The following is a 25,781-nucleotide window of genomic DNA, read 5'->3' on the forward strand; positions in this document are numbered from 1 at the left end:
GCCCTTATCTCAGGAAACGCTGCACCGTCTCCAGAAACTGAGTCACGGAGATGGGCTTGGAGATATAGGCCTCGCACCCTCCCTCGCGGATCTTCTCCTCGTCGCCCTTCATGGCGAAGGCGGTCACCGCCACCACCGGAATGGAGCGCAGGTTGTCGTCTTCCTTGATCCACTTGGTGACTTCGAGGCCGGAGACTTCGGGAAGCTGAATGTCCATGAGGATCAGATCGGGGCGGCTCTTGCGCGCGATCTCCAGCGCCTCGATCCCGTCGCGGGTCTGCAGCGTCTCGTAGCCGTGCGCGTCAAGAAGGTCGTGGAAGAGCTTCATGTTGAGCTCATTGTCCTCGACGATCAGAACTTTCTTGGTCATCGCATCCATAGCTCCAAGACTCCACCTGTTGCCGGATTTGGCCGGCGCCACGATACTGCCCAAGGCAGGTCGGGCTTGATTCCCGGTCCTCTGGCGTTCCATATGACGTCAATATCCTTAACTAAGTCTTTAAAGAGCTGGTCGATTTGCAGCGTTTTGTTTCGAACCTGCGCCATGCTTAACGAGCTATTGGAGAGCGGGATTTGAGATGAAGCCCGAACAGGCTGAAATCATTGCCATTCAAGCACTTGGCCATATCGCCGGTGACGACGAGCTTCTGTTTGCATTTTTCGACATAACCGGGCTCGCTCCCGACGACCTGCGGGCCCGCGCCGGCGAGCCGGAGATTCTGGGCGGTGTGCTCGACTTCCTGCTGATGGACGAAGCCCGCCTCCTCGCCTTCTGCGATGCGGTGGACCTGCGGCCCGAACTTCCCGGCATAGTGCGCAAGGTCCTTCCCGGCGGCGAAGAGGTGCACTGGACATGACGACGACCGCCCCTGCCACGCCGCATCTGCGCGGCCTCGATCCGCTCGCGCTGCACGAGGAGGTGCTGCCGCAGATCGAAGCGTTGAGCCTCGTGCGCGGAAAGCCCATTATCGTCTCCGATTGCGACGAAGTGCTGATGCAGTTCATTGCCGGGCTCGAGCTCTATCTCGAAACGCAGGGCCTCTGGCTCGATCTGCAGAGCTTCGCCCTCACCGGCAACATCAAGCGCAGGGACACGGGCGAGGCCCTCCCCGCGTCCGAGATGCCCGCGCTGATGCAGGGCTTCTTCGCCTCCTCCACACATTCACTGATCCCCGTACCCGGCGCAGCGAAGGCGCTCACCGCGCTTTCCAACCGCGCACAGGTCGTCGTGCTGACCAATGTGTCCTTCTCGGAAAAGGAAACGCGCGTCCGGAACCTCGCCGCGCATGGCATGGCCTACCCCGTCATCGCCAACAAGGGTCTCAAGGGCGGCGCGGTAAAGCGGCTCGCCGAAATCGTCGAGGCGCCGGTTGTCTTCCTGGACGATATTCCGCACAACCTCGCCTCGGTGGCGGCAGCCCATGCGCCGACGCATCGCGTGCATTTCATCGCCGATCAGCGCCTCGCCAAACTCCTCGGCCCCTCCGAGCACAGCCATTTCCACACGACCGACTGGGCAAAGGCGCATGACTTCATCTCGGCCCGGCTCGAAGAGGACGGGTTCTGATTTATGCGTATCGGCATCGACCTCGGCGGCACCAAGATCGAAGGCATCGCGCTTGGCGCGGGTGGACGCGAACTGGCGCGGAAGCGTATCGCGACGCCGGGCACCTATGACGCGACCGTTGCCGCGATCCGCGACCTCGTTGCCACCCTGGAGCAGGAGACGCAGTCTCGCGGCACGGTCGGCATCGGCATGCCGGGCGCGATCTCGCCTGCGACGGGCCTCGTGAAGAACGCCAACAGCACCTATCTCATCGGCAAGCCCTTCGACCGCGATCTCGAGGCGGCGCTTGGGCGCGAGGTGCGCCTCGCCAATGATGCCGACTGTTTTGCGCTCTCGGAGGCGACGGATGGTGCGGGCGCAGGCGCGGCGAGCGTCTTCGGCATTATCCTCGGCACGGGCGTCGGCGGCGGCATTGTCGTCAATGGACGCCTCCTTTCCGGTCCCAACGCCATCGCAGGCGAGTGGGGCCACAACCAACTGCCCTGGATGTTGCCCGACGAACTCCCCGGCCCGGACTGCTACTGCGGCAAGAAGGGCTGCATCGAAAGCTGGAACTCGGGGCCGGGCTTCGCGGCGGAATACGCGGCCTCCGGCGAAGAACCGCTGATGGCGCAGGAAATCGTCGCCGCCGCGGAAGCGGGAAGCCGCCCCGCCCGCTTCGCGCTGCGCCGCTATGCCGACCGCCTGGCCCGCGCACTGTCCCACGTCATCAATCTCATCGACCCGCATGTCATCGTGCTTGGCGGCGGCATGTCGAACGTGGCCGCGCTCTATGACGAAGTCCCCGCGCGTTGGGGCGCTTATGTCTTTTCCGATCGCGTCGACACAAGGCTCCTCCGCAACATGCATGGCGACTCGAGCGGCGTTCGCGGCGCGGCATGGCTCTGGCCGGAGAGTGCGTCGGGGGACGGGATCGCATGACGGAAGCGGCGCCACGGCCCGGTTTCTGCCGCGACTGCTTCACGGCTGTCGCGGAGGGCATGACGCGCTGCCCCGCCTGCAACCGCCCCCGTCTCGTCTTTCACTCGGAAATCCACGATCTCGGCATCGCGCATCTTGATTGCGACGCCTTCTATGCGTCAGTCGAAAAGCGCGATAACCCCGAGCTTCTCGACAAGCCGCTCATCATCGGCGGCGGCAAGCGCGGCGTTGTCTCAACCTGCTGCTACATCGCCCGCATTCGCGGCGTGCGTTCCGCCATGCCGATGTTCAAGGCGTTGCAGGCCTGCCCCGAAGCCGTCGTCATTCGCCCGGACATGGAAAAATACGCGCGCGTCGGGCGCGAAGTGCGCCAGATGATGCGTGACCTCACGCCGCTCGTCGAGCCGCTCTCCATCGACGAAGCCTTTCTCGATCTCACGGGCACCGAACGGCTCCACCATTCCGCTCCCGCCATCACCATGGCCAAGCTCCAGGCCCGCGTCGAAAAGGAGATCGGCATCACCGTTTCGGTGGGCCTCAGCTATTGCAAGTTCCTCGCGAAGATCGCCTCGGACATGGACAAGCCGCGTGGCTTCTCCGTGATCGGCGAGGCGGAGGCGCCCGGCTTTCTCGCAACGAAGCCCGTCTCGCTGATCTGGGGTGTCGGCAAGGCTTTCGAGCAGAAGCTCACCAGGGACGGCATCAGCCGCATCTCGCAACTTCAGAAGATGGACGAAAGCGACCTCATGGCGCGCTACGGCAGCATGGGACGGCGGCTCTGGCGGCTTTCGCGCGGGCTCGACGATCGCTCTGTTTCGAGCGCCAATGTGGCGAAGAGCATTTCCGCCGAAACGACTTTCCTCGACGACATTTTCGACGCCGCCGAGCTCGAACGACGCTTATGGCCGCTCTGCGAAAAAGTGGCGGAGCGCACCAAGGCGGCGGGCGTTTCCGGGCAGACGGTCGTGCTGAAACTCAAGACCGCCGACTTCAAGACGCGAACACGGAGCGTCACGCTCCCCGATCCGACCCAGCTTGCCGAAGTGATATATCGCATCGGCGCGCCGCTGCTCGCCAAAGAAGCGGACGGCACAGCATTCCGACTTCTCGGCATCGGCCTTTCGCAACTCGGCGAAGGCGAACTCGCCGATCCCCCTGACATGCTCGATCCAGCCGCGACGCGGCGCGCCACCGCCGAAAGGGCGATGGACAAGGTGCGCGCCAGGTTCGGTGCCGACGCGATCATCAAAGGGCGCGGGATCAGGAAGTGAGGTTGAGGTCTGCCTTCACGCGGTCGACCCACGACCTCACATGCGGAAATTCAGCAAGGTCGAAACCCGCCTCATGGGCAAAGCGCGTATAGGCGACGAGCGCAAGATCGGCGAGCGTCAGCTTTTCACCGACGAAGTATCGGCGCGTCGCAATATGCCCTTCCATGACGCCAAGCGCCCGCTTGCCCTTATCCATCAGCGCCGGGTCGATCTCGCTTTCCGGCTTCTTCAGGATATGCGCGTAAAAGCGGCGCACCGCGATGGCTGTTTCGTGACTGTATTGCTCCCAGAAAAGCCATTGATTCATCAGTGCGCGGTCGAAAGCATCCGCCGGAATGAGGTCTGAGCCATCGGCGAGATAAAGCATGATCGCGTTAGACTGCGCGAGCGACCGGCCATCCTCGAACCGGACGGTCGGCACCTGCCCAGCGGGGTTCATCGCCAGAAATTCGGGCGTCCGCGTCTCGCCCCTCAGAATATCCATTTCGATCCAGCGATAGGGAATACCGAGACGGTCGCAGACGAATTTCACCTTGTGGCAATTGCCCGAAATCGAATCTCCGTAAATCGTCAGCACACACCTCTCCCTCAGCAAGTCCCCGGCTTGAAATATTCGATTTGGGAGAGCTCCCCCTTCAGGACCACATCGTCATAATTCATCTCCAGCGAGCTCATGACGCCGTTCGGGAACATGCGGAACCCCATTTCGAAGCTCGGCGTGCCATCCTGCTCATCATTGTCCTTGTCGAAATAGCTCATATGCACCGGCCAGGCATGGACCGCCGCGAGCGCGTCGCCCGCGCCCCTGTTCTTGACGCGGACCTTGCGCGCATCGATGGGCGCATCGCCTGCCGCGCCGATAAAGGCGGTAATGGCGGTGGGCCCATCCTGGGTACCGTCGAAGAGCGGGCCGGAGAACACACCCTTGCCATCCGCCGCCGCCTTCAACAATGCGATATTGAAGGCCGTGGGAAACAGCACATCTTCGGGCAGTTTCTCGGCGGCCTTGCCCTGCTCCTCGATCAGTACGTGGTCATCCTCACGGACCGCATGGCCGCTGACATGAGCCGTGACCTTGCCGTCCGTATATTCGGTCCTGTCGAAGCGGAATTCATTGCCGTCGAGCGACTCCCAGGAACTCAGCCGAATGTCGCTGGTCGTCGTGCCGCCGCTACCATCGCCCAGATTGGTCACGACGCGTTGCTCGGACGTGTAGCCTTCGCAGCGCGGGCCGCCTCGCCATTCGACGACCATGCGGCCCGACACGGCATCGGTGTCACCTGTCGATTTCGCTGCATCTATGGACAGGTCATAGACCGCGCGATGCATCTGCATGGCAAGCGCCGGCCCTGCGTTTCGCGTTTTCGCAGCCCAGACCAGCATGGCCACCAGGGCAAGGGCGACCACTGCCGCGCCGATGAAGAGGCCGCGCGCGCCTGCGACGCCCCTCTGCCGAATTCCAAACCCGTCCCACATTTATGGGTATCGTCCTTCCGAAGTCGCCGTCGCCCGCCAGACAGTCCTTTTTCTACCCCAACCCATCGGATAAACCAAAGCATCCGGTATCAGACCCCAGAGGCCCGCCGTGCCAACTTCGCTGCCCCGCCTGCTCGTCACCAGAAAGCTGCCCGCCGACGTCGAGGCGCGGCTTGCCCGAAGCTATGACGCGGACACCAACCCGACGGATGCTGTGCTAACGGCGGATGAGCTCGTCGCCAGGGCCGAGGGCAAGGATGCGCTTCTGGTCACGCCTGCCGACAGGGTCAATGCCGCCTTGATCGTCCGCCTGCCCGCTTCCATTCGCGTCATTGCGAGTTTCTCGGTCGGCTACGACCATATCGACGTGAAGGCGGCCGATGCGCGCGGCATCCCCGTCACCAATACGCCGGACGTGCTGACCGACGCGACGGCGGACATTGCCCTTCTCCTCATCCTCGGAGCGGCGCGGGGTGCGGCGGCGGGTATGGCGGCCATCCGCGACAACACATGGAAGAACTGGGCCCCCACGGGCATGCTCAGCACGGACATCAAAGGCAAGCGGCTCGGCATCCTCGGCATGGGCCGCATCGGCCAGGCGGTGGCGCACCGTGCCCGCGCGTTCGGCATGACGATCCACTACCACAACCGCAAAAGGCTCGACGCGGCGGAGGAGCAAGGCGCTCATTTCCACGCGACCGCGGATGAGCTTTTCGCCGCCTCGGATGTCCTCTCCGTCCATTGCGCCTCGACGCCGGAGACGCGCCTGCTCGTCAACGCCCGTACGCTCGCCCTGCTGCCCAGGGGCGCCATCGTGATCAACACCGCGCGGGGCGACATCGTGGACGATGAAGCGTTGATTTCGGCGCTTCAGGGGGGGCATCTCCGCGCCATCGGTCTCGACGTCTACGCCAACGAGCCCAATATCGATCCGCGCTACCGGACGCTCGAAAACGCCTTCCTGCTGCCGCATCTCGGCAGCGCGACCCTCGAAACCCGCAACGCCATGGGCTTCCGCGCGCTGGACAACCTCGACGACTTCTTCGCGGGCCGGGAACCGAGGGATCGTGTGAAAGGCTGACCGCATGATGCGGCCTTGATAAAGACCGACGAGAGTCCACATCGAATTTTTATGCGCATTCCGCGCATTATCCGGGCGTCAACAAGCAGATCCCGGCAATGCCCGAACGCAACATTGAGCCATATTCTTCCCTGCCAGCTCCGCGCAGCGAGGAGCCGGTCTCATCCCATGGCTCCGACGATCGGTCCGGGCCGGTCGAGGCCTTCTGGGAAACACTCGCGATACTGACGATCGTTTTCATGCTCGTCATTGTCGTCAATATTACCCTTGAAACGCTTCAGTCGAGCCAGATGAAGCCACCGGCTCACAATACCATCATGTCCCCGGCAGGCAGCGCCGAGCACCTGGCCCCGCGCAATTGAACGAATTTCATTTCCCTTCCCCAATCGGCATCGACGGATTAGGTATTACTCCTGTTCATCGAGATGAAACGAGGCGGAGACGGAAATGACAGGCAGGATCGACGCGCGGCTTTCGGAACTCGCAATCGTGCTCCCCAAGGCAGCGGCCCCGATGGCGAACTACGTGCCTTGGGTGATCACTGGCAACCTCGTCTTTATCTCGGGTCAGGGACCGGTGGGACCCAACGGCGTCGAATATGCCGGCAAGCTCGGCCGCGACCATGACGTCGAAGCAGGCCGCAAGGCCGCCCGCCTCACCGCGCTCAACGTCATCGCCCAGCTTCGCGAGGCCGTCGGCGGCAATCTCGACCGCGTAAAGCGCTGCGTGAAGCTTGTCGGTTTCGTCAACTCGACGCCTGAGTTCAACCAGCAGCCCGCCGTCATCAACGGCGCGTCGGACCTCATGGTCGAAATCTTCGGAGATGCCGGCCGCCACGCGCGCTCCGCCGTTTCCACGCCGAGCCTCCCGGTCGACATCTCGGTCGAGGTCGAAGCCATTTTCGAGATTGAATAAAGGCCTCACCGTCATGCCCTGCTTCATGCAGGGCATCCACGTCTTTGAAGCAGTCAAGAAAGACGGGGATGGCCCGGACAAGCCGGGCCATGACGGCAATGGAAACATGCTTTAAACTCGCCGCATGGGTGACGCCGAACAAGCCATCATCAAAGTCGCGCAAGGCCTCGGCGCCGTCGATCCGGCGGCGTGGGATGCTTGCGCGAACCCTGCCGACGAGCCTTTCAATCCCTTTGTCTCCCATGCCTTTCTGAGCGCACTTGAAGATAGCGGCTCGGCCACGCGGCGCACGGGCTGGGCGCCCTATCATCTGCTCCTCGAAGATGGTTGCGGCGGGCTCGCGGGCGCCATGCCGATGTATCTGAAGAGCCATAGCCGCGGCGAATACGTCTTCGACCATGGCTGGGCCGACGCCTATCAGCGCGCGGGCGGAAACTACTATCCGAAGTTGCAGGTGTCGGTTCCCTTCACACCCGCAACGGGCCCGCGCCTGCTGACGCCTGCGGGGCCGGGCCGGGAGGCGGCGGAAGATCAGCTGCTTGCGGGCGCAATCGAGGTTGCGCGGCGCATGGGCGTATCGTCCATCCACTGGACCTTCCTGCCGGAGCGGCAATGGGCGCGGCTTGGCGCGCAGGGTTGCCTGCAGCGCCTCGACCAGCAATTCCATTGGCACAATCGCGGCTACGCGACATTCGACGACTTCCTCGCGGACCTCTCCTCGCGCAAGCGCAAGATGATCCGCAAGGAGCGCGAACGCGCACTGGAAAACGGTGTCGAAATCGAATGGATGACGGGTTCCGACCTCACCGAAGATCACTGGGACGCCTTCTATGCGTTCTATATGGATACCGGCAGCCGCAAATGGGGCAGCCCCTATCTCACGCGCGAATTCTTCAGCCTCATCAACGAGCGCATGCCCGAGCAGACGTTGCTCGTCATGGCGAAGCGTGCTGGCCGCTACGTCGCGGGCGCGCTCAACTTCATTGGTGGCGACGTTCTCTTCGGGCGGAACTGGGGCGCGGTGGAGCATCACCCGTTCCTGCATTTCGAATGCTGCTACTATCAGGCGATCGACTTCGCCATCAGCCGCGGGCTCTCCCGCGTGGAAGCTGGCGCGCAAGGCGAACACAAGCTCGCGCGAGGCTACCTGCCCTCCAGAACCTACAGCGCGCACTGGATCGCCAATGCCGCCTTCCGTGAGGCCGTTGCCGATTATCTGGAGCGCGAGCGGATTTACGTGGATCGCGATGTCGAGGCCCTTGGCGAATATTCGCCCTTCAGGCACCATCTCGCATCTGACGCCGCCGGTGCGGATATGCAAGAGGACGATTTCTGAGAATGGCCTACGACAACAACAATATTTTCGCGAAAATCCTTCGCGGCGAGGCTCCCTGCTTCAAGGTCTATGAGGATGAGCGCAACATCGCCTTCATGGACGTGATGCCGCAGTCCGAGGGACATACGCTGGTGATCCCGAAGATGGCCGCAGAAAACATTTTCGACCTTCCGCCCGATGACGCCGCGAGCCTGATTCAGGCAACGCAGAAAGTCGCAGCCGCGGTCAAGCGGGCGATCAAAGCGCCGGGACTGATGATCGCACAGTTGAACGGCGCGGAGGCCGGGCAGACCGTCTTCCACATCCACATGCACGTCATCCCCCGCTGGAGCGGCGCGGACCTGAAGCTGCATGCGCGAGAACTGGCTGACTTTGAGGTTCTGAAGAAGCAGGCCGAATTGATCAAGGCGGAGCTTGAAAGGCACTAACGTCTCGTCTCTCCATTCGTCATGCGCGGTTCATGTCCGCGCATGACGATGAAGAGCTTCCGCTCTTAGCCCATATGGAAGGCGCAGATCTTGTTGCCTTCGAGATCGCGGAAATAGGCGCCGTAGAAATTGCCGCCGCGCAGGCCCGGCGCACCTTCGTCCGAGCCGCCCAGCGCAAGCGCCTTGGCGTGGATCTTGTCGACATTCTCGCGCGAGCCGACGGCAAGGGCCACCATGTTGCCGTTGCCGGCCTTGGCCGGATTGCCGTCATAGGGCGCGATGACGCCGAGCATGGGGCCGCCATTCGACCAGAGGATCAGGCGGTCGCCATCCTCCATCACGCGCTTCGCGCCGAGAAGGCCAAGCAGTTCGTCATAGAAAGCACCCGCCTTTTTGCGGTCGTTGCTGCCGAGCGTTACGTATCCGATCATCTGATCGTTCTCCCTGTCAGTTTATGGTTGTTGCCGTCTTGTCCGGACCGTCAGGGTGCGAAGCTCGATCGCGCCTTGATGCCCCAGTGCCCGTTTTCGTTCGTCACGACATAAATGGAATCGTAGTGCCCGATCACGCTGCCGTCAGCACGATAGCGCGTGAAGCGCGTATCGAAATGCACTTTCTCACGGCCGGCATGGATAACCTCGCGGCGATCCCATGCCGAGTGGTGCCACCCCTCTCCAAGCGAGTTGTCGAACATCGAGGGCTTGTGATGCCCGGGCTCGATGATCGTCAGCGTGTTTGATGCCAGCCGCACGCTCGGAAAATTGAACGTCGCCTCAAATGCCACGACGTCCCGGGCATTGAAAGCGGCCATGAAGTCGTCGAGACACTTCATGGCCGCATTGATGCTATCGGTATGGTCACTCATTCGACGAGAAGCGGAACCTTGGGCGTCGCGCTGCCGTCATTGCCATTGTCACCGCCGCTTTTGGGCGCGCCGGGCTTTTTCGGCGAACCGGGGTGCCGGGGCGTCGCCTCTTCGATGTCGAAGACCAGCGTATCTTCTTCGTCATCCACCTTGACTGTGACATGCCCGCCCTTGATGAGGCGGCCGAACAGAACTTCGTCGGCGAGCGGCTTCTTGATGGCCTCCTGAATGACGCGGGCGAGAGGCCGCGCGCCCATCAGGTCGTCATAGCCGCGCGTGGCGAGCCACTTGTTCGCTTCCGGCGTCAGCGAGATGGTCACGTTGCGGTCGGCAAGCTGCGCGTCGAGTTGCAGCACGAACTTCTCGACCACGTTCGCGATGACGTCCGACGACAGGGGCGCGAAGGGAATGACCGCGTCGAGACGATTGCGGAACTCCGGCGTGAAGAGCCGCTTGATCGCATCCTCGTCCTCGCCGACGCGCTTGCCGGCGCCGAAGCCGATGGCGTTCTTCGCCGCTTCCGACGCGCCCGCATTGGTCGTCATAATGAGGACGACATTGCGGAAATCGATCTTCTTGCCGTTATGGTCGGTCAGCTTGCCGTGATCCATGACCTGCAACAGGATGTTGAAGAGGTCGGGATGCGCCTTCTCGATTTCGTCGAGCAGCAGCACGCAATGCGGATGCTGATCCACTCCATCGGTAAGCAGGCCGCCCTGATCGAAGCCGACATAGCCGGGCGGCGCGCCGATGAGGCGGGAGACGGTGTGCCGCTCCATATATTCCGACATGTCGAAGCGCAGCATCTCGACGCCCAGGATGGAGGCAAGCTGACGCGCGACCTCCGTCTTGCCGACGCCCGTGGGACCGGAGAAGAGATAGGACCCGATCGGCTTTTCCGCCTCGCGCAATCCGGCGCGGGCAAGCTTGATCGAGGCGGCAAGCGCGTCGATCGCCTTGTCCTGACCGAAGACGACACGCTTCAGCTCCTTGTCGAGGTCTTTCAGCTTTTCGGTATCGGTCTTCGACACGGACTTTGGCGGAATGCGCGCCATGGTCGCGACGACGCTTTCGATCTCTGTCACGCCGATGGTTTTCTTGCGGCGCGATTCCGGCAGCAGCATCTGCGAGGCGCCCGCCTCGTCAATAACGTCGATCGCCTTGTCGGGCAGCTTGCGGTCGTGCATGTACTTCGCCGACAGCTCGACAGCCGACTTGATGGCATCGTTGGTATAGCGGACCTTGTGGAAGTCCTCATAGTAAGGCTTCAGACCCTTCAGAATCTTGATCGAGTCCGGCACCGTCGGCTCCGCCACGTCGATCTTCTGGAAGCGGCGGACGAGCGCCCGGTCCTTCTCGAAGTGCTGGCGGTACTCCTTATAGGTGGTCGAGCCGATGCAGCGCAGCGTGCCGCTGGCCAGCGCCGGCTTCAGCAGGTTCGACGCATCCATCGCGCCGCCCGATGTGGCGCCTGCGCCGATCACCGTGTGGATCTCGTCGATGAACATGATCGCGCCCGGATAGGCTTCGAGTTCCTTGATGACCGCCTTGATGCGTTCCTCGAAATCGCCGCGATAGCGCGTGCCCGCGAGCAGCGTGCCCATGTCGAGCGAGAAGATCGTCGCATTGAGCAGCACCCCGGGCACCTCGCCCTTGACGATGCGGCGCGCGAGGCCCTCGGCAATGGCTGTCTTGCCGACGCCCGGATCGCCCACGAAGAGCGGATTGTTCTTCGAGCGGCGGCAGAGGATCTGGATCGTGCGCTCAACTTCCTTCTCGCGCCCGATCAGCGGGTCGATCTTGCCCGCCTTCGCCTTCTCATTGAGATTGACGCAATAGGCGTCGAGCGCCTCGGTCGAGCGCTCCTTGCCGCCCTTCGGCTTCTCGCGGGGTTCGCCCTCGCCTTCCGACGCGCCGCGCACAGGGCGCTGCTCGTTCATCTCCGCGCGCTTGGCGATGCCGTGGCTGATGTAGTTCACGGCGTCGTAGCGCGTCATGTCCTGCTCCTGCAGGAAATAGGCGGCATGGCTCTCGCGCTCGGCGAACATGGCGACCAGCACATTGGCGCCCGTCACCTCGTCGCGGCCTGACGACTGGACATGAATCACCGCGCGCTGGATCACGCGCTGGAAGCCGGCCGTCGGCTTCGAATCCTCGCCGTCATCGACGACAAGGCTCGACAACTCATTGTCTATGTAATTGGTGAGCTGCTGACGAAGGACGCCCAGATCGACATTGCAGGCGCGCATGACGGCGGCGGCGTCGGAATCGTCGAGCAAGGCCAGCAACAGATGCTCGAGCGTCGCATATTCGTGGTTACGGTCATTGGCCAGCGCCAGTGCCCGATGTAGGCCTTCCTCCAGACTGCGTGAAAATGTCGGCACTTAAGACCTTTCCTTCCGCTGCGCGTCAGCCCAGTGACTCAACGAGTGACTTAAACAAGCGCTCTAAATGTTACTCTCTCTCCATCGTGCATTGCAGCGGATGTTGGTGCTGCCGTGCGAAATCCATGACCTGGGTGACCTTCGTCTCCGCAACCTCATACGTATAGAGACCGCAGATTCCGACGCCGTGCTGATGCACATGCAGCATGATCCGGGTCGCATCTTCCCGCCCCTTGTTGAAGAAGTGCTCGAGAACCAGAACCACGAACTCCATCGGCGTGTAGTCGTCGTTCAGCAGAAGCACCTTGTACAAAGAGGGCTTTTTCGTTTTCGGCTTCGTTTTCGAGATGACGCCGGTATTCGTACCCTCGTCATCTCCCCGCCGCGTGTCGTCAGACATGCCCCGATCCTGCCAAATCACTCAAACCGGCCAATCTCCCATCCCGGCAAGCCGGATTTCGACGTTCGACCTTCAATCCAGGCCGGGAAGCTCTTTCCCGGCTCTCCTATTAGATAAGCCAAATTCGACAATTTCAAAGCCCGATCCATCGCAATGACCGGGCGTTAATCGACCTGGCGCAAACAAGATGCGGAACAGCTTCCGCTGAAATTGATCATATGCTGAGTCGGATGTGCCTCTCCGTCGCGGCGCCAACAAACAGAGACGGCGCCGCCAAGGTGGTTCAATTTGGGCAAAACTTGTCCAAGTCACGGGAATCTCGACGTTTTTTTGACGTTTTCATGGTTACGAGGGATTCACAAGGCGACTCGCAGCGGGTAGAGTATTCGCAAGGTGGCGTTGCGTATTCGCCTTGCTTGTCCGGCAGGGGCAGGCTGAATGAAGGGGTCATCGGGGTATGTTTTCGTCTGCACTCGCGATTGCACCGTCAGGCCGCGGCTTTTCCAGGCTGCGCCGCCAGAGCATGGCAGTCCTCTGCGCCGTCCTCGTTGCGTGTCTGGCGTTCTCGACCGTCGCGGAAGCCAAGACCAAGAAGCACCACCACCGACAGAGCGCGGGCGGAGGCTTCACGCCCACCGCAGCGTCGTTCGTCATCGACGCCTATTCCGGCCGCGTCCTCTATTCGAGCAACGCCGACGCTCAGACCTACCCTGCGTCGTTGACCAAGGTGATGACGCTTTATCTGCTGTTCGAGCGCCTGCAACAGGGCAAGATCTCGCTCAATTCGCGCGTTCCTATTTCGACTCATGCAGCCAACCAGGCGCCCTCGCGCCTCGGCATCCGGCCTGGCCAGACCATTCGCGTCGAGGATGCGATCCTCGCGCTGGTCACGAAATCAGCGAACGATGTAGCGGTCGCCCTCGGCGAATATATGGGCGGCACAGAGAAAGACTTCGCCCGCCTGATGACGGCGAAGGCCCGCGCACTCGGCATGAGCCGCACCCAATACATGAATGCTTCGGGCCTGCCCAACAGGGGTCAGCTCACCACGGCCCGCGATCAGGCCATGCTGGCGAAGCGCATGCAGACCGACTTCCCTCAGTATTTCCGCTATTTCAGCACCGAGGAATTCGCCTGGAACGGCATGGTCATCAGGAACCACAATCACCTGCTCGGCAAATATGAAGGCGTGACGGGACTCAAGACCGGCTATACCGCCGCCTCCGGCTTCAACCTCACGACGACCGTCAAACGCGACAACAAGTCTCTCATCGGCGTCGTGCTCGGCGGCAAGACATCGCGTGCCCGCGATCTGCAGATGGTGTCGATCCTCGACCGCGCCATGCCGAGCGCTATAGCCATGCGCGACACTGGTACGCGCGTCGCCTCCGCCGCTGCTCCGCGCCCGGCTACCAAGGCCACGGGCGTTTCGGATAGCGACCGTCTGGCGCTGGCTTCGCTCGCTTCCCGCGACGAGCCGGATCCGGATGAAGAATCCTATACGGGCACCGACCAGGTTGCGAGCCTGACCGCCCCTGCACCCGCACAGCCGCTCGTCGAAACGACGCGTCCGGTCGTGACGCCCGCGAAGCCCGCGACGGTGGTTCAGTCGGCCGCCATCGGCACACCTGCCCCCTCCACGCCGGCGGCCGTGCTGAACGCGGAGCCCGCGCCACAACGCGTCGCTTCCATCGAGCCCGCTGCTCCGGCGATCATCCCTGCACCGCGCCCCGTTGTTGCGGCGGCGGCAGCAGCACCGGCACCGGCCGCGCCCGTCGCGGCAACGCGTACCGCCTCGGCCCCCATCGACCGCGCCACGGCCTATGCGCTTGCGGCGCTGCACAAGGCTGAAGGCCCGGTGAGGACCGCCAGTCGCGAAATCGGCGGCCTGATCGTAACGCCCGCGCAGGCCAGCGAAGGCAATCAGGCGACGCAATTGGCCACCGGCCAGAAAATCGACCTCAGCCAGGCGACGGCCAATCCCATCCTTGCGCGCACGAACCATGGCTGGCGTGCCGGCGACCCGCTTATTCCGGAGGGTTCTTGGGTTATCCAGATCGGCGCCTATGCAGATCAGGCCGATGCGGTTGATCGCATCCGTTCCGCGATCAAGGCCGCGCCGGAACTCGGCAAGGCTGTTCCGGTGACGCTCGCGGTCAAGACGGCGGATAATCGCACGCTCTATCGTTCCCGCTTCGCCGGATTTGACGACGAACGCGAGGCCCGCAATGCCTGCGGCCGCCTCGCCCGTGAGAGCATTTCCTGCATCGCGATCCCGCCGGCCAATTGGGCGATGCCCAAGGGCTCGACCAGAGAAAAGCAGCAGGGCTAACCCGCGTTGGAGCCCGTGGCTTCGTCCGCGGCCTCTTCAGAGGATGACGCCGATTCCGCCTGAGCCTCGGGCGCTGTTTCGGCCACCAGCTTATCGGCCCGCGCTGCCGGCATTGGCAGATCGAGCACATCCAGAAGCGCCCTCACCTCCGCTCGTGCAGCGACATGAGACATCGACATCTGTGCCTCGACGCCCTCCTGACGGAGATCGAGCAGCGTCAGGCCGGAGGGAAACATTTCACGGAAGATCACACGCTCGCCAACGCCCGGTGCGAGCCGGAAGCCGATGCGAGTGGCCAGCGCCTCCAGGACTCCCTCGACGCGCCGCTTGTTCTTGGCGGCAAGCGACGACAGACGGTTTCTCATCACAACCCAGTCGATCTTGCCGCCATCGCGCATGACGCGGCGCTTGCGGCTCTCCCAGACCATTTCGCTATAGACGCTGGGGCCCTTGATCTTCCAGCTCTGCGGATCGACACGGCCCAGAAGGTCGAAATCGACAAAGCTGTCATTCATCGGGGTGATGAGCGTATCGGCATTGGCGTGGCCAAGTCGTGACAGATATGAGTCGGCGCCCGGGCAGTCGATCACGATGAAGTCATTGTTGGCCGCCAGCCGGTTGAACTCCGATTCGAAGGCCGCCCGCTCTATCGCCTGCGCTTCGCTGACCGTGTCCGCATCCGAGCGCGGAATGACGACATGATCCGGCATGACGAGATTGACGCCATTCGCCTCGGCCCAGGCCTTGCGGTTTTCCACATAGCGGGTAAGCGAGCGTTGCCGGCTGTCGAGGTCCATGGACCCGACCCGCGCGCCCTCATGGAGCAGCAGCGCAATCAGATGCATGGCCGTCGTCGTCTTGCCCGACCCGCCCTTTTCGTTGCCCAGCACCACAATATGGGCTGAACCTTTGTCCGGCATAGCCTCCGGCATCGTCTCCGTCATCGCCCCGTACCTGTACGCCTGATGAATCTGTAGCAGAGTGTGGGTTCGGCTGTCCCGCGTCAATCGCGCCGCCCGCCAACCCCGAATCCCTCACACCCTTCTGATAATGCGATTAACAGCATTCTCAAAATCAGACCTTGCCCATTTAATAATCCTGATGAAACGGCAGGCAAAACCGTGCAGACTTCTTGCGGGAAGTCCGCGCGGTTTCGCCAAGGGGGGCCGCAGATGATGACGCTGTTGCAATTCAGACTGAGAAATATGGAGAAACGTATGGTCCATCGGTGAAAGCCGGGGACTAAACGGCTGCGCGTCGTCTTCCCGTTCTGTGGTTTAAGCGGTGGATCGTCGATCCTCCGACGCAAAACATTTTGAACGAAAATGAGGGGACGATGACTGCAAATCCGAATTCGCCAGGGGCTGGCGACATTTCCGAAGACGTCAAGATTCTGCATGACATGGGATATGCGCAGGAGCTGAGCCGCTCGATGGGTGGTTTCTCGAACTTCGCGATTTCCTTTTCCATCATCTGTATTCTGTCCGGCGGCATCAATTCGCTCGCCCAAGCGACGTCGGGTGCTGGCGGCTTCGGCATCGGCGTGGGCTGGCCGCTCGGCTGCGCCATCTCCGGCGTCTTCGCTCTCGCCATGGCGCAGATCAGCTCGGCCTATCCGACGGCCGGCGGTCTCTATCACTGGGGCTCACTCCTCGGCAACCGCTTCACCGGCTGGGTGACCGCCTGGTTCAACCTGCTCGGCCTCATCACCGTTCTCGGCGCCATCAATGTCGGCACATGGACCTTCTTCGTCGGCGCCTTCGGACCAGCGCTGGGAATTGAGGGCACACTAACGAATCAGATGATCTTCCTTGTCATCGTCACCGGCGCGATGGCGCTCATCAACCATTACGGCATCAAACTTACGGCGATGCTGACCGACTTTTCCGGCTACCTCATCTTCGCGACCGCCATTGCGCTCACGATCGTCTGCTTCATCTTCGCGGAGAGCTGGGACTTCTCCCGCCTCTTCACGTTCCACAACTATTCGGGCGACGTCGGTGGCGGCGTCTGGCCGCAGGTCTCCAACAACTGGGTATTCCTGCTCGGTCTGCTGCTGCCGATCTACACCATCACCGGCTATGACGCCTCGGCGCATACATCGGAAGAAACCGTGAAGGCGGCGCACGCCGTTCCGCGCGGCATGGTGCGTTCGGTGATCTGGTCGGCCGTCTTCGGCTACATCATGCTCTGTTCCTTCGTGCTGCTCATTCCGAACATGGACGATGCAGCCAAACAAGGCTGGAACGTCTTCTTCTGGGCCATGGACGCGCGCGTCCCGGCTGGCCTGAAGGAAGTCCTCTACGTCGCCATCTTCATCTCGCAGCTCCTCTGCGGCCTGGCAACGGTGACCTCCGCTTCGCGCATGATCTTCGCCTTCTCGCGCGACGGCGGCCTTCCCTTCTCGAAGATCCTCTCGAAAGTCTCGCCGAAGCACCGGACGCCGGTGGCTGCGATCTGGGTCGGCGCGACTCTCTCCGTGCTCTTCGTCTGGGGCTCCACGGTCGTCTCCATCGCGGGCACATCGGCTTACGCCATCGTCGTGTCCTGCACGGTCATCTTCCTCTTCTTCTCCTTCGCGATCCCGATCACGCTCGGTCTCTTCGCCTACGGAACGTCGAAGTGGCCGAAAATGGGCCCATGGAATATCGGTCGTGCGGCATACTCGCTCGTCGCACTACTTTCGATTGCGTCGATCGTCCTGATCTTCATCATCGGCGTACAGCCGCCGAACGACTGGGCGCTCAACATCACAGTCGGCTTTCTCATCCTGACGGCTATCGTCTGGGTGATCTTCGAAAACCGGCGCTTCCAGGGTCCGCCCACCGGCGAACTTGCCGCCGAACGTCTCGCCAACATCAAGGCGGCGGAAGCCGCTGTCGGCGAGACCACGAAAGTCTGACGTTTCAGATTCTAGCCGCATGAGAGGGCGTCAGGTCTCACCGGCCTGACGCCCTTGGCGGTTCGAGCGGGCTATCCAAACCCGCAGAGCAAGCACAATGGAGTTACTCCGAATGCCTCAACCCGCTCTAGGTAAGCTCACTCTCGACCAGTTATCCGACCTCGTCAGCACGGGCGACATCGACACCGTCGTCATGGCCATGCCCGACATGCAGGGCCGCCTCGTCGGCAAGCGCATGCAGGCCGGCTATTTCCTCGATACGGCCGTGCATGAAACCCATGCCTGCAACTATCTGCTCACCGTCGACACCGACATGGAGCCGGTGCCGGGCTACAAGGCCGCGAGCTGGGCGCAGGGCTATGGCGATTTCGTCATGAAGCCCGATCTCGGCACGCTTCGCCGTATCCCCTGGCTTCCCGGCACCGCCCTTGTCATCTGCGACACGCTCGACCATCACGGCGAAGACGTGCCGCACGCGCCGCGCGCGATCCTGAAGAAGCAGTTGAAGCGTCTCGCCAAGGCGAAGATGACGGCGATGACGGCGTCGGAGCTCGAATTCTATCTCTTCGACGAGACCTACGAGGCCGCGCATGAGAAACACTACAAGGGCCTCAAGACCGCGAACTGGTACATCGAGGACTACCACATCCTTGGCACGACCAAGGAAGAAGGGATCATGCGCGCGATCCGCAACGGGCTCGAAGGCGCAGGCATTCCTGTCGAGAATTCCAAGGGCGAATGGGGCCCCGGTCAGGAAGAGATCAATATCCGCTATGCCGAGGCGCTGGAAATGGCCGACCGGCATACGATCCTGAAGAACGGCATCAAGGAAATCGCCCATCTTCACGGCAAGGCCATCACCTTCATGGCGAAGTGGAACTATGCGCAGGCCGGCTCCTCCTGCCACATCCACGTTTCGCTCTGGGACGACAAGGTGAAGAAGGCGCTCTTCCATGATGACAAGAGCAAGCTCCACGGCCTTTCGGATCTCGGCCAGCAATTCCTTGCGGGCCAGCTCGCCCATGCGCGGGAACTCACCTATTTCCTCGCGCCCAACATCAACTCGTACAAGCGCTTCGTGAACGGGACCTTCGCGCCGACCAATATCGTCTGGTCGAACGACAACCGCACGGCGGGCTTCCGCCTCTGCGGGCACGGCAAGAGCCTGCGTGTCGAATGTCGCATCGGCGGCGCCGATCTCAACCCGTATCTCGCCTTTGCGGGTCTGATCGCAGGCGGCCTTGCGGGCATCGAAAAGAAGATGAAGCTCGAGCCCGAATTCTCCGGCGACGCATATGTCGGCGAAGGCATTCCCTCGCTACCGAAAAGCCTTCGTGACGCACTGACCGAGCTTGAAAACTCGGCTACTCTCCGCGCCACGCTGGGCGACGAGGTGGTCGAGCATTATCTCCACACCGGCCGCTGGGAGCAGTTCGAATATGACCGCCGGGTCACAGATTGGGAAATCATGAGAGGTTTCGAGCGCGGATAATGGCTGAAACACTGAAGGTAATTTCTCCCGTCGACGGGAGTGTGTATGTCGAGCGGCCTCTCGCCACCTGGGCAGAGGTCGATGAGGCGCTGTCCGAGGCGAAGCGCGCCCAGGCGGCGTGGAAGCTCGTGCCTGTCGCGGAACGTGCCGCGCTCGCGCTTCGCTTCGTTGAAGCCTTCACCGCGATGAAGGACGAAGTCGTGCCCGAGCTCGCCTGGCAGATGGGTCGTCCCATCGCCTATGGCGCGGGCGAAGTCCGCGGCTTCGAGGAACGCGCGCGCTACATGGTCGATATCGCAGCCGACGCGCTCGCCGATATCGATGTCGGTCCGAAGGAAGGCTTTCATCGCTGGATCAGGCGCGATCCGCTCGGCGTCGTGCTCGCGGTCGCCGCGTGGAACTATCCCTACCTCATCTCGGTCAATGTCGTCGTTCCAGCGATCATGGCCGGCAATGCCGTCATCTTGAAACATTCCGGCCAGACGCCGCTCTGTGCCGAACGCTTTGCGCAGGCTTTCGAAAAGGCCGGCGCGCCGGATGGCCTCTTTCAGGCGATCCACATGAGCCATGAGATGACGGAGAAGACGATCGGCGATCCTCGCGTCGATTACGTCGCCTTCACGGGCTCCGTCTCCGGCGGACATGCCGTGGTAAAGGCAGCCTCCGGCCGCTTCATCAATGTCGGCCTCGAGCTCGGCGGCAAGGACCCGGCCTATGTCCGCCCCGATGCCAACCTGCCCTTCGCGGTCGAGAACCTCGTCGATGGCGCCTTCTTCAACTCGGGCCAGTCCTGCTGCGGCAAGGAACGGATCTATGTGCATGAAGCGGTCTATGACGAATTCGTCGATGGCTTCGTGGACCTGACGAAGAAATACAAGCTCGGCAGTCCGCTCGATTCCTCGACCACGCTCGGGCCGATGGTCCGGTCTTCCGCCGCGGCTTTCGTCCGTGGACAGATCGAAAGCGCTGTGTGCGGCGGCGCGAAGGCGCTGATCGACGAAAAGCTCTTCCCGGCGTCGAAGGCAGGTACACCCTATCTCGCGCCGCAGGTTCTCGTCGATGTGAACCACCAGATGGAAGTGATGCGCGAGGAGAGCTTCGGCCCCGTCATCGGCATCATGAAGGTGCGCTCCGACGATGAAGCCGTTCAGCTGATGAACGACAGCCCCTATGGGCTCACCGCCTCTGTCTGGACGGAAGACGAAGACGCCGCCATCGCCATTGGCGAGAAGGTCGAGACGGGAACATTCTTCATGAACCGTTGCGACTATCTAGACCCGGCTCTCCCCTGGACCGGCGTCAAGGACACGGGTCGCGGTGCGACGCTTTCGAGCGTCGGCTATGAATTCCTGACGCGGCCCAAAAGCTATCACCTGCGGACAAAAACAAAATGATCGACAAGTACCCTTCCCTTTCCGCCAACTGGAACTATCCGACGAAAGTTCGCTTCGGTCCGGGCCGCATCAAGGAACTGGCGGATGCATGCCGCGCCGCTGGCATATCGCGCCCTCTGCTCGTCACCGATCCCGGCCTGAAGCCGATGCACATGATCCTCGATGCCATCGGCTCGCTCGAACAGAACGGCTTGCCGAGCGCGCTTTTCGCCGATGTGCATCCCAATCCCATCGGCGCCGATGTCGAAGCGGGCCTCAAGGTTTTCCGCAACGGCAAGCATGACGGCGTGATCGTCTTCGGCGGCGGCAGCGCCATGGATGCGGGCAAGGCCATCGCCTTCATGTCAGGTCAGACGCGGCCCATGTGGGACTATGAGGACCGTGAGGACTGGTGGACCCGCGCCGATGCGAAGGGCATCGCCCCCATCGTCGCCGTGCCAACGACTGCCGGCACGGGCTCTGAAGTCGGTCGCGCCGCCGTCATCACCGATGAGCGCGACCACACAAAGAAGATCATCTTCCATCCGAAGATGCAGCCCGTGGAAGTGATCGCGGACCCGGAACTCACCGTCGGCCTCCCCGCCCACATTACGGCGGCGACGGGCATGGATGCCCTCTCGCACAATCTCGAAGCCTATTGCTCGCCCTTCTGGCATCCGATGGCGCAAGGCATCGCGCTCGAAGGCATGCGGCTCGTAAAGGACTGGCTGCCCACCGCTGTCAAACAGGGCAGCAATATCGAGGCGCGTTCCTACATGCTGGCGGCATCCTCGATGGGCGCGACCGCGTTCCAGAAGGGCCTCGGCGCCATGCATTCGATGAGCCATCCCTGCTCGTCGCTGCGCGGCACGCATCACGGCCTCACCAATGCCGTCGTCATGCCCTATGTGCTTGTCCACAACAAATCCGCGATCGAGGAAAAGCTCGCCGCGGCGGCGCGCTACATGGGCCTCAAGGATCAGAGCTTCAACGGCTATGTCGATTGGGTGCTGGCGATCCGCGAGGAAATCGGCATTCCGCACACGCTGAAGGAAATCGGCGTCGATCTCGACGCGATCCCGGAAGCCGCGCCCATGGCGCTCGAAGATCCGTCGACCGGCGGCAACCCGTTGCCCATGACCGTTGGCGATTATGAAAAGCTCTATCGCAACGCGATCGAGGGCCGCCTCGTCTGACGACTACTCGGGATGGCCCGGCACCCATGCGCCATTGGCGTCGTGGTGGCCGGGCACCCATCCTTGCGATTTCTGCCCCGGCTCGGCGGGCGCGTGCACCGGCCCCGTACTCTCATAGGTCGGCACGTATCCCTGCTTGCTCTGATGCCCCGGCACAATGCGGCTCGGAGGCTCGACAGCAGGCGGCTTTTGCTGCTGCGTTTTCGGCTGCGTCGAAATGACCGGAGGCGTCGCGGGCCTCACCGGCTCCCACGGAAATTGGCCCGCATATAGCGGCGTCATCGCGCCAAAAAGCGCGAAAAAAGCTGCAATCGTTTGAATCCGGATACGCATGGCACACATATGGGAAGCCTCCTCGCGCTTCGCCAGCCTCGTTGAGGACACTAGCTCAATCGTTTAAGGTCCGCCCGGATTTCCCGGAGAAGCGACCATGACCATCGACACGACCAGCTATGCCATCCCCGTTGCGCGCAGCGTCGCGAGCCTTCGCGCCGTCATTGCGGACTGGCGCAAGCAAGGACTGAAAGTCGGCCTCGTTCCGACCATGGGTGCACTTCACTCCGGCCACCTTTCGCTCGTCGATCTTGCAAAAACGAAAGTCGACCGCGTCGTCGTCTCGATATTCGTCAACCCGACGCAATTCGCGCCGAACGAGGATTTCGGCGCCTATCCGCGCACCGAAGCCGCCGATGCCGAAAAGCTCGCCGGACATGGCGACCTCATCTTCGCCCCCTCGGCTGCGGAAATGTATCACCCCGGTTTTTCGACCACGGTTTCTGTCGCAGGCGTTTCCGCGCCGCTCGAAGGCCAGTTCCGCCCGACGCATTTCGCGGGCGTCGCCACCGTCGTCGCGAAGTTGCTCATTCAGGCGCTTCCCGATATTGCCTGTTTCGGCGAGAAGGACTGGCAACAGCTCGCCGTCATCCGCCGCATGGCCGAAGACCTCGACATTCCGGTCGAAATCCTCGGCGGCGCGATCCTGCGCGAAGCCGACGGCCTCGCCATGTCGTCACGCAATGTCTATCTCTCGGAACGGGAGCGGGAGGCGGCAGGCCAGTTGAACGTGATCCTGCGCGAAACGGCGGCGAAGGTCGCGGCCGGCACGATCATTCCCGAAGCGACAAGCGAAGGCGCGGACCGCATCCGCGCGCTTGGCTTCGACCATGTGGATTATCTGGAAGTGCGCGACGCCGCATCGCTGGAGATTTTCCCGTCGGGCCATCCAACCGCGCCCGCACGCATTCTCGTCGCCGCTAAGATCGGCCGCACGCGCCTCATCGACAATATGCCGGTCTAGAGCAAGCCCAGCTCCTCCAGCTCGCGACGCATGTCTTCCGGCATGTCGTCAACCTCATCCACGCCCTTCACATCCTCGGGCGCGTCCTTCGGGTCGAGATAGCGCCATCCCTGAAAGGGGCGGCGCTCGCGGCGGCGCACCAGCACGATTTCAGGATCGAGCACCAGGCGGCAACGCTTGATGCCCTCGCCATCGACGAAGGGTTCGATCTCCACGATCCGTTGCCGACAGCGGATGATGCCCTTCATCACCCAGTAGAGCGATCCGCCTTCGAGGATTTCCGCCGCCCGCGTCGGCACCATTCGTGTGACGTGCGCGAGCATGGGCTTCTCCTTGCGCTTGCGCTTCTCCGCAAGACGCTCGGCCTGCCAGGACCGCAGATCCTCGACGTCGTCCGCGCCGACACAAAGCTTGATGAGATGAAGCGTCACGCCTCGTCCTTCTTGACCTCGAACACGACCAGCGCCGCACCCGCCTCCACCTGATCGCCGGGCGCGACATTGACTGAGGCTATGATGCCATCGGCCGCCGCCGCAAGCGTCTGCTCCATCTTCATCGCTTCCATGATGACGAGGCCCGTGCCCTTCTTCACATGGACGCCCGCCTCCGCCATGACGGCCACGATCTTGCCCGGCATGGGCGATTTCAGCGCGCCCGTGTCGCCCTCCGTCGCCACATCGACATCGAGCGGATCGGGAATGGTGAAATCGCGGGTAGCACCGCGCAGGATCACGCTGAAGCCGCACCCGACGCTCACGAAGCCCGCCTTGAACCGCAGACCATCGACCGTTGCGACGATCTCGCCTTGCGCATTCATCGCGCCAGCCAAGAGATGCTCAACGCCGTGATGCGTGAAGCGCCACCCCTGATCCTCTGGCGTAACACGAATGCTCAGCACCTCATCTCCCAGCATAAGCTTCAACGTCTCGCTTCGGGCGCCGCCAAGCGTCCAACTATCCGAGGCTACCCAAGGCGACCGGCGGTCGCCTGCAAGCGCCTCCGCACGCGCCAAAAAATGGCCAACCAGCGCTGCGCCGATCACATGCGCATCAAGCGTCTCCACCGGTACAAGCGCGGCGATATGACGGTCGATATAGCCCGTGTCGATATCGGCCTCACGGAACGGATCATGCCCCATGATCTCGGCAAGGAAAGCGAGATTGGTGCGCGGGCCCGCCACTTCCGTATCGAGCAGGAAGCGACGCATCTTCGCCAGCGCCGCCGTGCGGTCCTCGCCATGCGCGATGATCTTGCCGATCATCGGATCGTAGAACATGGAAACTTCGTCGCCCTCCTCCACGCCCATATCGGCGCGAATGCCTTCTTCTTCCGGCAGGCGCAAGCGCGTCAGCTTGCCGGTCGAGGGGAAGAAGTTTTTTGCCGGGTCTTCGGCGTAGAGACGCACTTCGACGGCATGACCGTTGAGCGGAATGTCCTTCTGCGCCAGCGGCAATCTCTCGCCGGCTGCGACGCGGAGCTGCCATTCGACGAGGTCGGTGCCGGTGATCGCTTCGGTCACGGGATGCTCGACCTGAAGCCGCGTGTTCATTTCCATGAACCAGAAGGCGTCAGCGCGAAGCCCGTTGGAACCGTCGGCGATGAATTCCACCGTGCCCGCGCCGCGATAGCCGATGGCCTTGACCGCCGCCACCGCCGCCTCGCCCATGGCGCGGCGCATCTCTTCGGGCATTCCCGGTGCAGGCGCTTCCTCGATCACCTTCTGGTGGCGCCGCTGCAGCGAGCAATCGCGCTCGTGCAGATAGACGGCATTGCCATGCGCATCGGCAAAGACCTGGATTTCGATATGGCGCGGACGCGTGACATATTTTTCGATCAATACACGTTCGTCGCCAAAGGCGGCCAGTGCCTCGCGCTGCGCGCTCTTGAGTTCCGTCGCGAAGGAGGCCGGCTCGTCCACGCGGCGCATGCCCTTGCCGCCGCCGCCCGCCACCGCCTTGATGAGAACGGGATAGCCGATCTTCTGTGCTTCGCCCTCAAGAAAGAGCGCATCCTGCTCCGCGCCGTGATAGCCCGGAACGACGGGAACACCCGCCTTCTCCATCAGCGCCTTGGCGGCATCCTTCAAACCCATCGCCTTGATCGCGGATGCGGGCGGTCCGACGAAAATCAGTCCCGCCTTTTCGCAAGCCTCGGCGAAGGCGACATTCTCGGAGAGAAAACCATAGCCCGGATGGATCGCCTCCACGCCGGACCGCTTCGCGGCCTCGATGATCTTCTCGATGACGAGATAGGAATCCTTCGCCTGGGCAGACCCGATGTGAACGGCGGCGTCCGCCTGCCTGACATGATAGGCGCCAGCATCGGCATCGGAATAGACGGCCACGGTGCGCAACCCGAGGTGCTTTGCCGTGCGCATGACGCGCGCCGCGATCTCGCCGCGATTGGCGATGAGGAGTGAAGAAAACATCAGACGAGACCCTTCTTATTTCCCGTCATGGCCCGGCTTGTCCGGGCCATCCACGTCTTCCGAACGGTTGCGATCACAGAAAGACGTGGATGCCCCGCATGAAGCGGGGCATGACGC

26 protein-coding genes are annotated in these 25,781 nt (G+C 62.4%); 15 read left to right on the forward strand and 11 right to left on the reverse strand.

The features are described 5' to 3' along the window. Positions 1-4 precede the first annotated feature (4 nt). Complete coding sequence (locus tag F2P47_RS09360) at positions 5-370, reverse strand: response regulator (protein ID WP_152216089.1); 366 nt, start codon at positions 368-370, stop codon at positions 5-7. A 208-nt stretch (positions 371-578) separates the two neighbouring features. Here F2P47_RS09360 and F2P47_RS09365 point away from each other — a divergent pair, with 208 nt between their 5' ends. From F2P47_RS09365 to F2P47_RS09380, 4 genes are read left to right on the forward strand one after another with little or no spacing between them, the layout of a single operon-like run. Then, entirely contained in the window at positions 579-857 is a 279-nt protein-coding gene (locus F2P47_RS09365) for a DUF3572 domain-containing protein (RefSeq protein ID WP_152216090.1), read from the forward strand. Next, positions 854-1,567 carry a hypothetical protein gene (locus F2P47_RS09370; RefSeq protein WP_152216091.1) on the forward strand — a complete coding sequence of 238 codons (714 nt, stop codon included), beginning with the start codon at positions 854-856 and terminating at the stop codon, positions 1,565-1,567. Before F2P47_RS09365 ends, F2P47_RS09370 begins: the two co-directional genes overlap by 4 nt. Positions 1,568-1,570: 3 nt before the next feature. Continuing rightward, on the forward strand, positions 1,571-2,488 hold the full coding sequence (locus F2P47_RS09375; RefSeq protein ID WP_152216092.1) for an ROK family protein: 918 nt from the start codon (positions 1,571-1,573) through the stop codon (positions 2,486-2,488). Then, positions 2,485-3,759 (forward strand): DNA polymerase IV, encoded by a 1,275-nt coding sequence (locus F2P47_RS09380; RefSeq protein ID WP_152216093.1) that lies wholly within the window; start codon positions 2,485-2,487, stop codon positions 3,757-3,759. The genes F2P47_RS09375 and F2P47_RS09380 overlap by 4 nt, the downstream gene beginning before the upstream one ends. Here F2P47_RS09380 and F2P47_RS09385 read toward each other — a convergent pair. Then, positions 3,749-4,333, reverse strand: a complete 585-nt coding sequence (locus F2P47_RS09385) for a glutathione S-transferase family protein (protein WP_152216188.1) — start codon at positions 4,331-4,333, stop codon at positions 3,749-3,751. The two genes, F2P47_RS09380 and F2P47_RS09385, sit on opposite strands and share 11 nt — an antisense overlap. A gap of 14 nt (positions 4,334-4,347) precedes the next feature. Beyond that, positions 4,348-5,235 (reverse strand): EipB family protein, encoded by an 888-nt coding sequence (locus F2P47_RS09390; protein WP_152216094.1) that lies wholly within the window; start codon positions 5,233-5,235, stop codon positions 4,348-4,350. Positions 5,236-5,344: 109 nt separating this feature from the next. Here F2P47_RS09390 and F2P47_RS09395 point away from each other — a divergent pair, with 109 nt between their 5' ends. The 5 genes from F2P47_RS09395 to F2P47_RS09415 all read left to right on the forward strand — a co-directional run bounded on the left by F2P47_RS09395 (position 5,345) and on the right by F2P47_RS09415 (position 8,995). Continuing rightward, complete coding sequence (locus tag F2P47_RS09395; protein ID WP_152216095.1) at positions 5,345-6,316, forward strand: 2-hydroxyacid dehydrogenase; 972 nt, start codon at positions 5,345-5,347, stop codon at positions 6,314-6,316. A gap of 98 nt (positions 6,317-6,414) precedes the next feature. After that, positions 6,415-6,678: a hypothetical protein gene (locus F2P47_RS09400; protein WP_152216096.1), complete on the forward strand. Its 264-nt coding sequence runs from the start codon at positions 6,415-6,417 to the stop codon at positions 6,676-6,678. Positions 6,679-6,763: 85 nt separating this feature from the next. Next, positions 6,764-7,231, forward strand: coding sequence for a RidA family protein (locus F2P47_RS09405; protein WP_152216097.1), 468 nt, complete (start codon positions 6,764-6,766; stop codon positions 7,229-7,231). Positions 7,232-7,355: 124 nt separating this feature from the next. Continuing rightward, positions 7,356-8,567, forward strand: coding sequence for a GNAT family N-acetyltransferase (locus F2P47_RS09410; protein ID WP_152216098.1), 1,212 nt, complete (start codon positions 7,356-7,358; stop codon positions 8,565-8,567). 2 nt (positions 8,568-8,569) lie between these two features. Further along, positions 8,570-8,995, forward strand: a complete 426-nt coding sequence (locus F2P47_RS09415; protein WP_152216099.1) for an HIT family protein — start codon at positions 8,570-8,572, stop codon at positions 8,993-8,995. A gap of 65 nt (positions 8,996-9,060) precedes the next feature. Here F2P47_RS09415 and F2P47_RS09420 read toward each other — a convergent pair whose 3' ends face one another. The 4 genes from F2P47_RS09420 to clpS form a co-directional block, all read right to left on the reverse strand. Next, positions 9,061-9,426, reverse strand: a complete 366-nt coding sequence (locus tag F2P47_RS09420; protein WP_152216100.1) for a VOC family protein — start codon at positions 9,424-9,426, stop codon at positions 9,061-9,063. A gap of 50 nt (positions 9,427-9,476) precedes the next feature. Continuing rightward, complete coding sequence (locus tag F2P47_RS09425; protein ID WP_152216101.1) at positions 9,477-9,860, reverse strand: hypothetical protein; 384 nt, start codon at positions 9,858-9,860, stop codon at positions 9,477-9,479. Further along, positions 9,857-12,244: an ATP-dependent Clp protease ATP-binding subunit ClpA gene (gene clpA / locus F2P47_RS09430; RefSeq protein ID WP_152216102.1), complete on the reverse strand. Its 2,388-nt coding sequence runs from the start codon at positions 12,242-12,244 to the stop codon at positions 9,857-9,859. The genes F2P47_RS09425 and clpA overlap by 4 nt, the downstream gene beginning before the upstream one ends. Before the next feature lie 70 nt (positions 12,245-12,314). Further along, positions 12,315-12,644, reverse strand: coding sequence for an ATP-dependent Clp protease adapter ClpS (gene clpS, locus F2P47_RS09435; RefSeq protein WP_152216103.1), 330 nt, complete (start codon positions 12,642-12,644; stop codon positions 12,315-12,317). A 457-nt stretch (positions 12,645-13,101) separates the two neighbouring features. Here clpS and F2P47_RS09440 point away from each other — a divergent pair, with 457 nt between their 5' ends. Then, positions 13,102-14,976, forward strand: a complete 1,875-nt coding sequence (locus tag F2P47_RS09440) for a D-alanyl-D-alanine carboxypeptidase (RefSeq protein ID WP_152216104.1) — start codon at positions 13,102-13,104, stop codon at positions 14,974-14,976. Here the strand turns inward: F2P47_RS09440 and F2P47_RS09445 are convergent. Then, positions 14,973-15,896 (reverse strand): division plane positioning ATPase MipZ, encoded by a 924-nt coding sequence (locus tag F2P47_RS09445; RefSeq protein ID WP_204886606.1) that lies wholly within the window; start codon positions 15,894-15,896, stop codon positions 14,973-14,975. The genes F2P47_RS09440 and F2P47_RS09445 overlap by 4 nt on opposite strands. A gap of 416 nt (positions 15,897-16,312) precedes the next feature. Between F2P47_RS09445 and F2P47_RS09450 the strand changes: the two genes are divergently transcribed. The 4 genes from F2P47_RS09450 (at position 16,313) to F2P47_RS09465 (ending at position 21,939) form a co-directional block, all read left to right on the forward strand. Continuing rightward, positions 16,313-17,878: an amino acid permease gene (locus F2P47_RS09450; RefSeq protein WP_246176815.1), complete on the forward strand. Its 1,566-nt coding sequence runs from the start codon at positions 16,313-16,315 to the stop codon at positions 17,876-17,878. Positions 17,879-17,990: 112 nt separating this feature from the next. Beyond that, positions 17,991-19,370: a glutamine synthetase family protein gene (locus tag F2P47_RS09455; RefSeq protein ID WP_152216106.1), complete on the forward strand. Its 1,380-nt coding sequence runs from the start codon at positions 17,991-17,993 to the stop codon at positions 19,368-19,370. Further along, positions 19,370-20,764: an aldehyde dehydrogenase family protein gene (locus F2P47_RS09460; protein WP_152216107.1), complete on the forward strand. Its 1,395-nt coding sequence runs from the start codon at positions 19,370-19,372 to the stop codon at positions 20,762-20,764. The genes F2P47_RS09455 and F2P47_RS09460 overlap by 1 nt, the downstream gene beginning before the upstream one ends. Continuing rightward, positions 20,761-21,939: an iron-containing alcohol dehydrogenase gene (locus tag F2P47_RS09465; protein WP_152216108.1), complete on the forward strand. Its 1,179-nt coding sequence runs from the start codon at positions 20,761-20,763 to the stop codon at positions 21,937-21,939. The genes F2P47_RS09460 and F2P47_RS09465 overlap by 4 nt, the downstream gene beginning before the upstream one ends. 3 nt (positions 21,940-21,942) lie before the next feature. On the opposite strand, the gene F2P47_RS09470 is transcribed toward F2P47_RS09465, so the two are convergent. Continuing rightward, positions 21,943-22,281, reverse strand: coding sequence for a hypothetical protein (locus tag F2P47_RS09470; protein ID WP_152216109.1), 339 nt, complete (start codon positions 22,279-22,281; stop codon positions 21,943-21,945). A gap of 88 nt (positions 22,282-22,369) precedes the next feature. Between F2P47_RS09470 and panC the strand changes: the two genes are divergently transcribed. After that, positions 22,370-23,236, forward strand: a complete 867-nt coding sequence (gene panC / locus F2P47_RS09475; RefSeq protein WP_152216110.1) for a pantoate--beta-alanine ligase — start codon at positions 22,370-22,372, stop codon at positions 23,234-23,236. On the opposite strand, the gene F2P47_RS09480 is transcribed toward panC, so the two are convergent. Both F2P47_RS09480 and F2P47_RS09485 read right to left on the reverse strand, forming a co-directional pair. Continuing rightward, positions 23,233-23,667: a DUF1489 family protein gene (locus F2P47_RS09480; protein ID WP_152216111.1), complete on the reverse strand. Its 435-nt coding sequence runs from the start codon at positions 23,665-23,667 to the stop codon at positions 23,233-23,235. The two genes, panC and F2P47_RS09480, sit on opposite strands and share 4 nt — an antisense overlap. Continuing rightward, the gene (locus F2P47_RS09485) at positions 23,664-25,664 is read right to left on the reverse strand and encodes an acetyl/propionyl/methylcrotonyl-CoA carboxylase subunit alpha (protein ID WP_152216112.1); all 2,001 of its coding nucleotides are present in this window, start codon (positions 25,662-25,664) and stop codon (positions 23,664-23,666) included. The genes F2P47_RS09480 and F2P47_RS09485 overlap by 4 nt, the downstream gene beginning before the upstream one ends. Positions 25,665-25,781 lie beyond the last annotated feature (117 nt).

Origin of the sequence: Parvibaculum sedimenti, assembly GCF_009184905.1 — a bacterium.
Taxonomy (GTDB): domain Bacteria; phylum Pseudomonadota; class Alphaproteobacteria; order Parvibaculales; family Parvibaculaceae; genus Parvibaculum; species Parvibaculum sedimenti.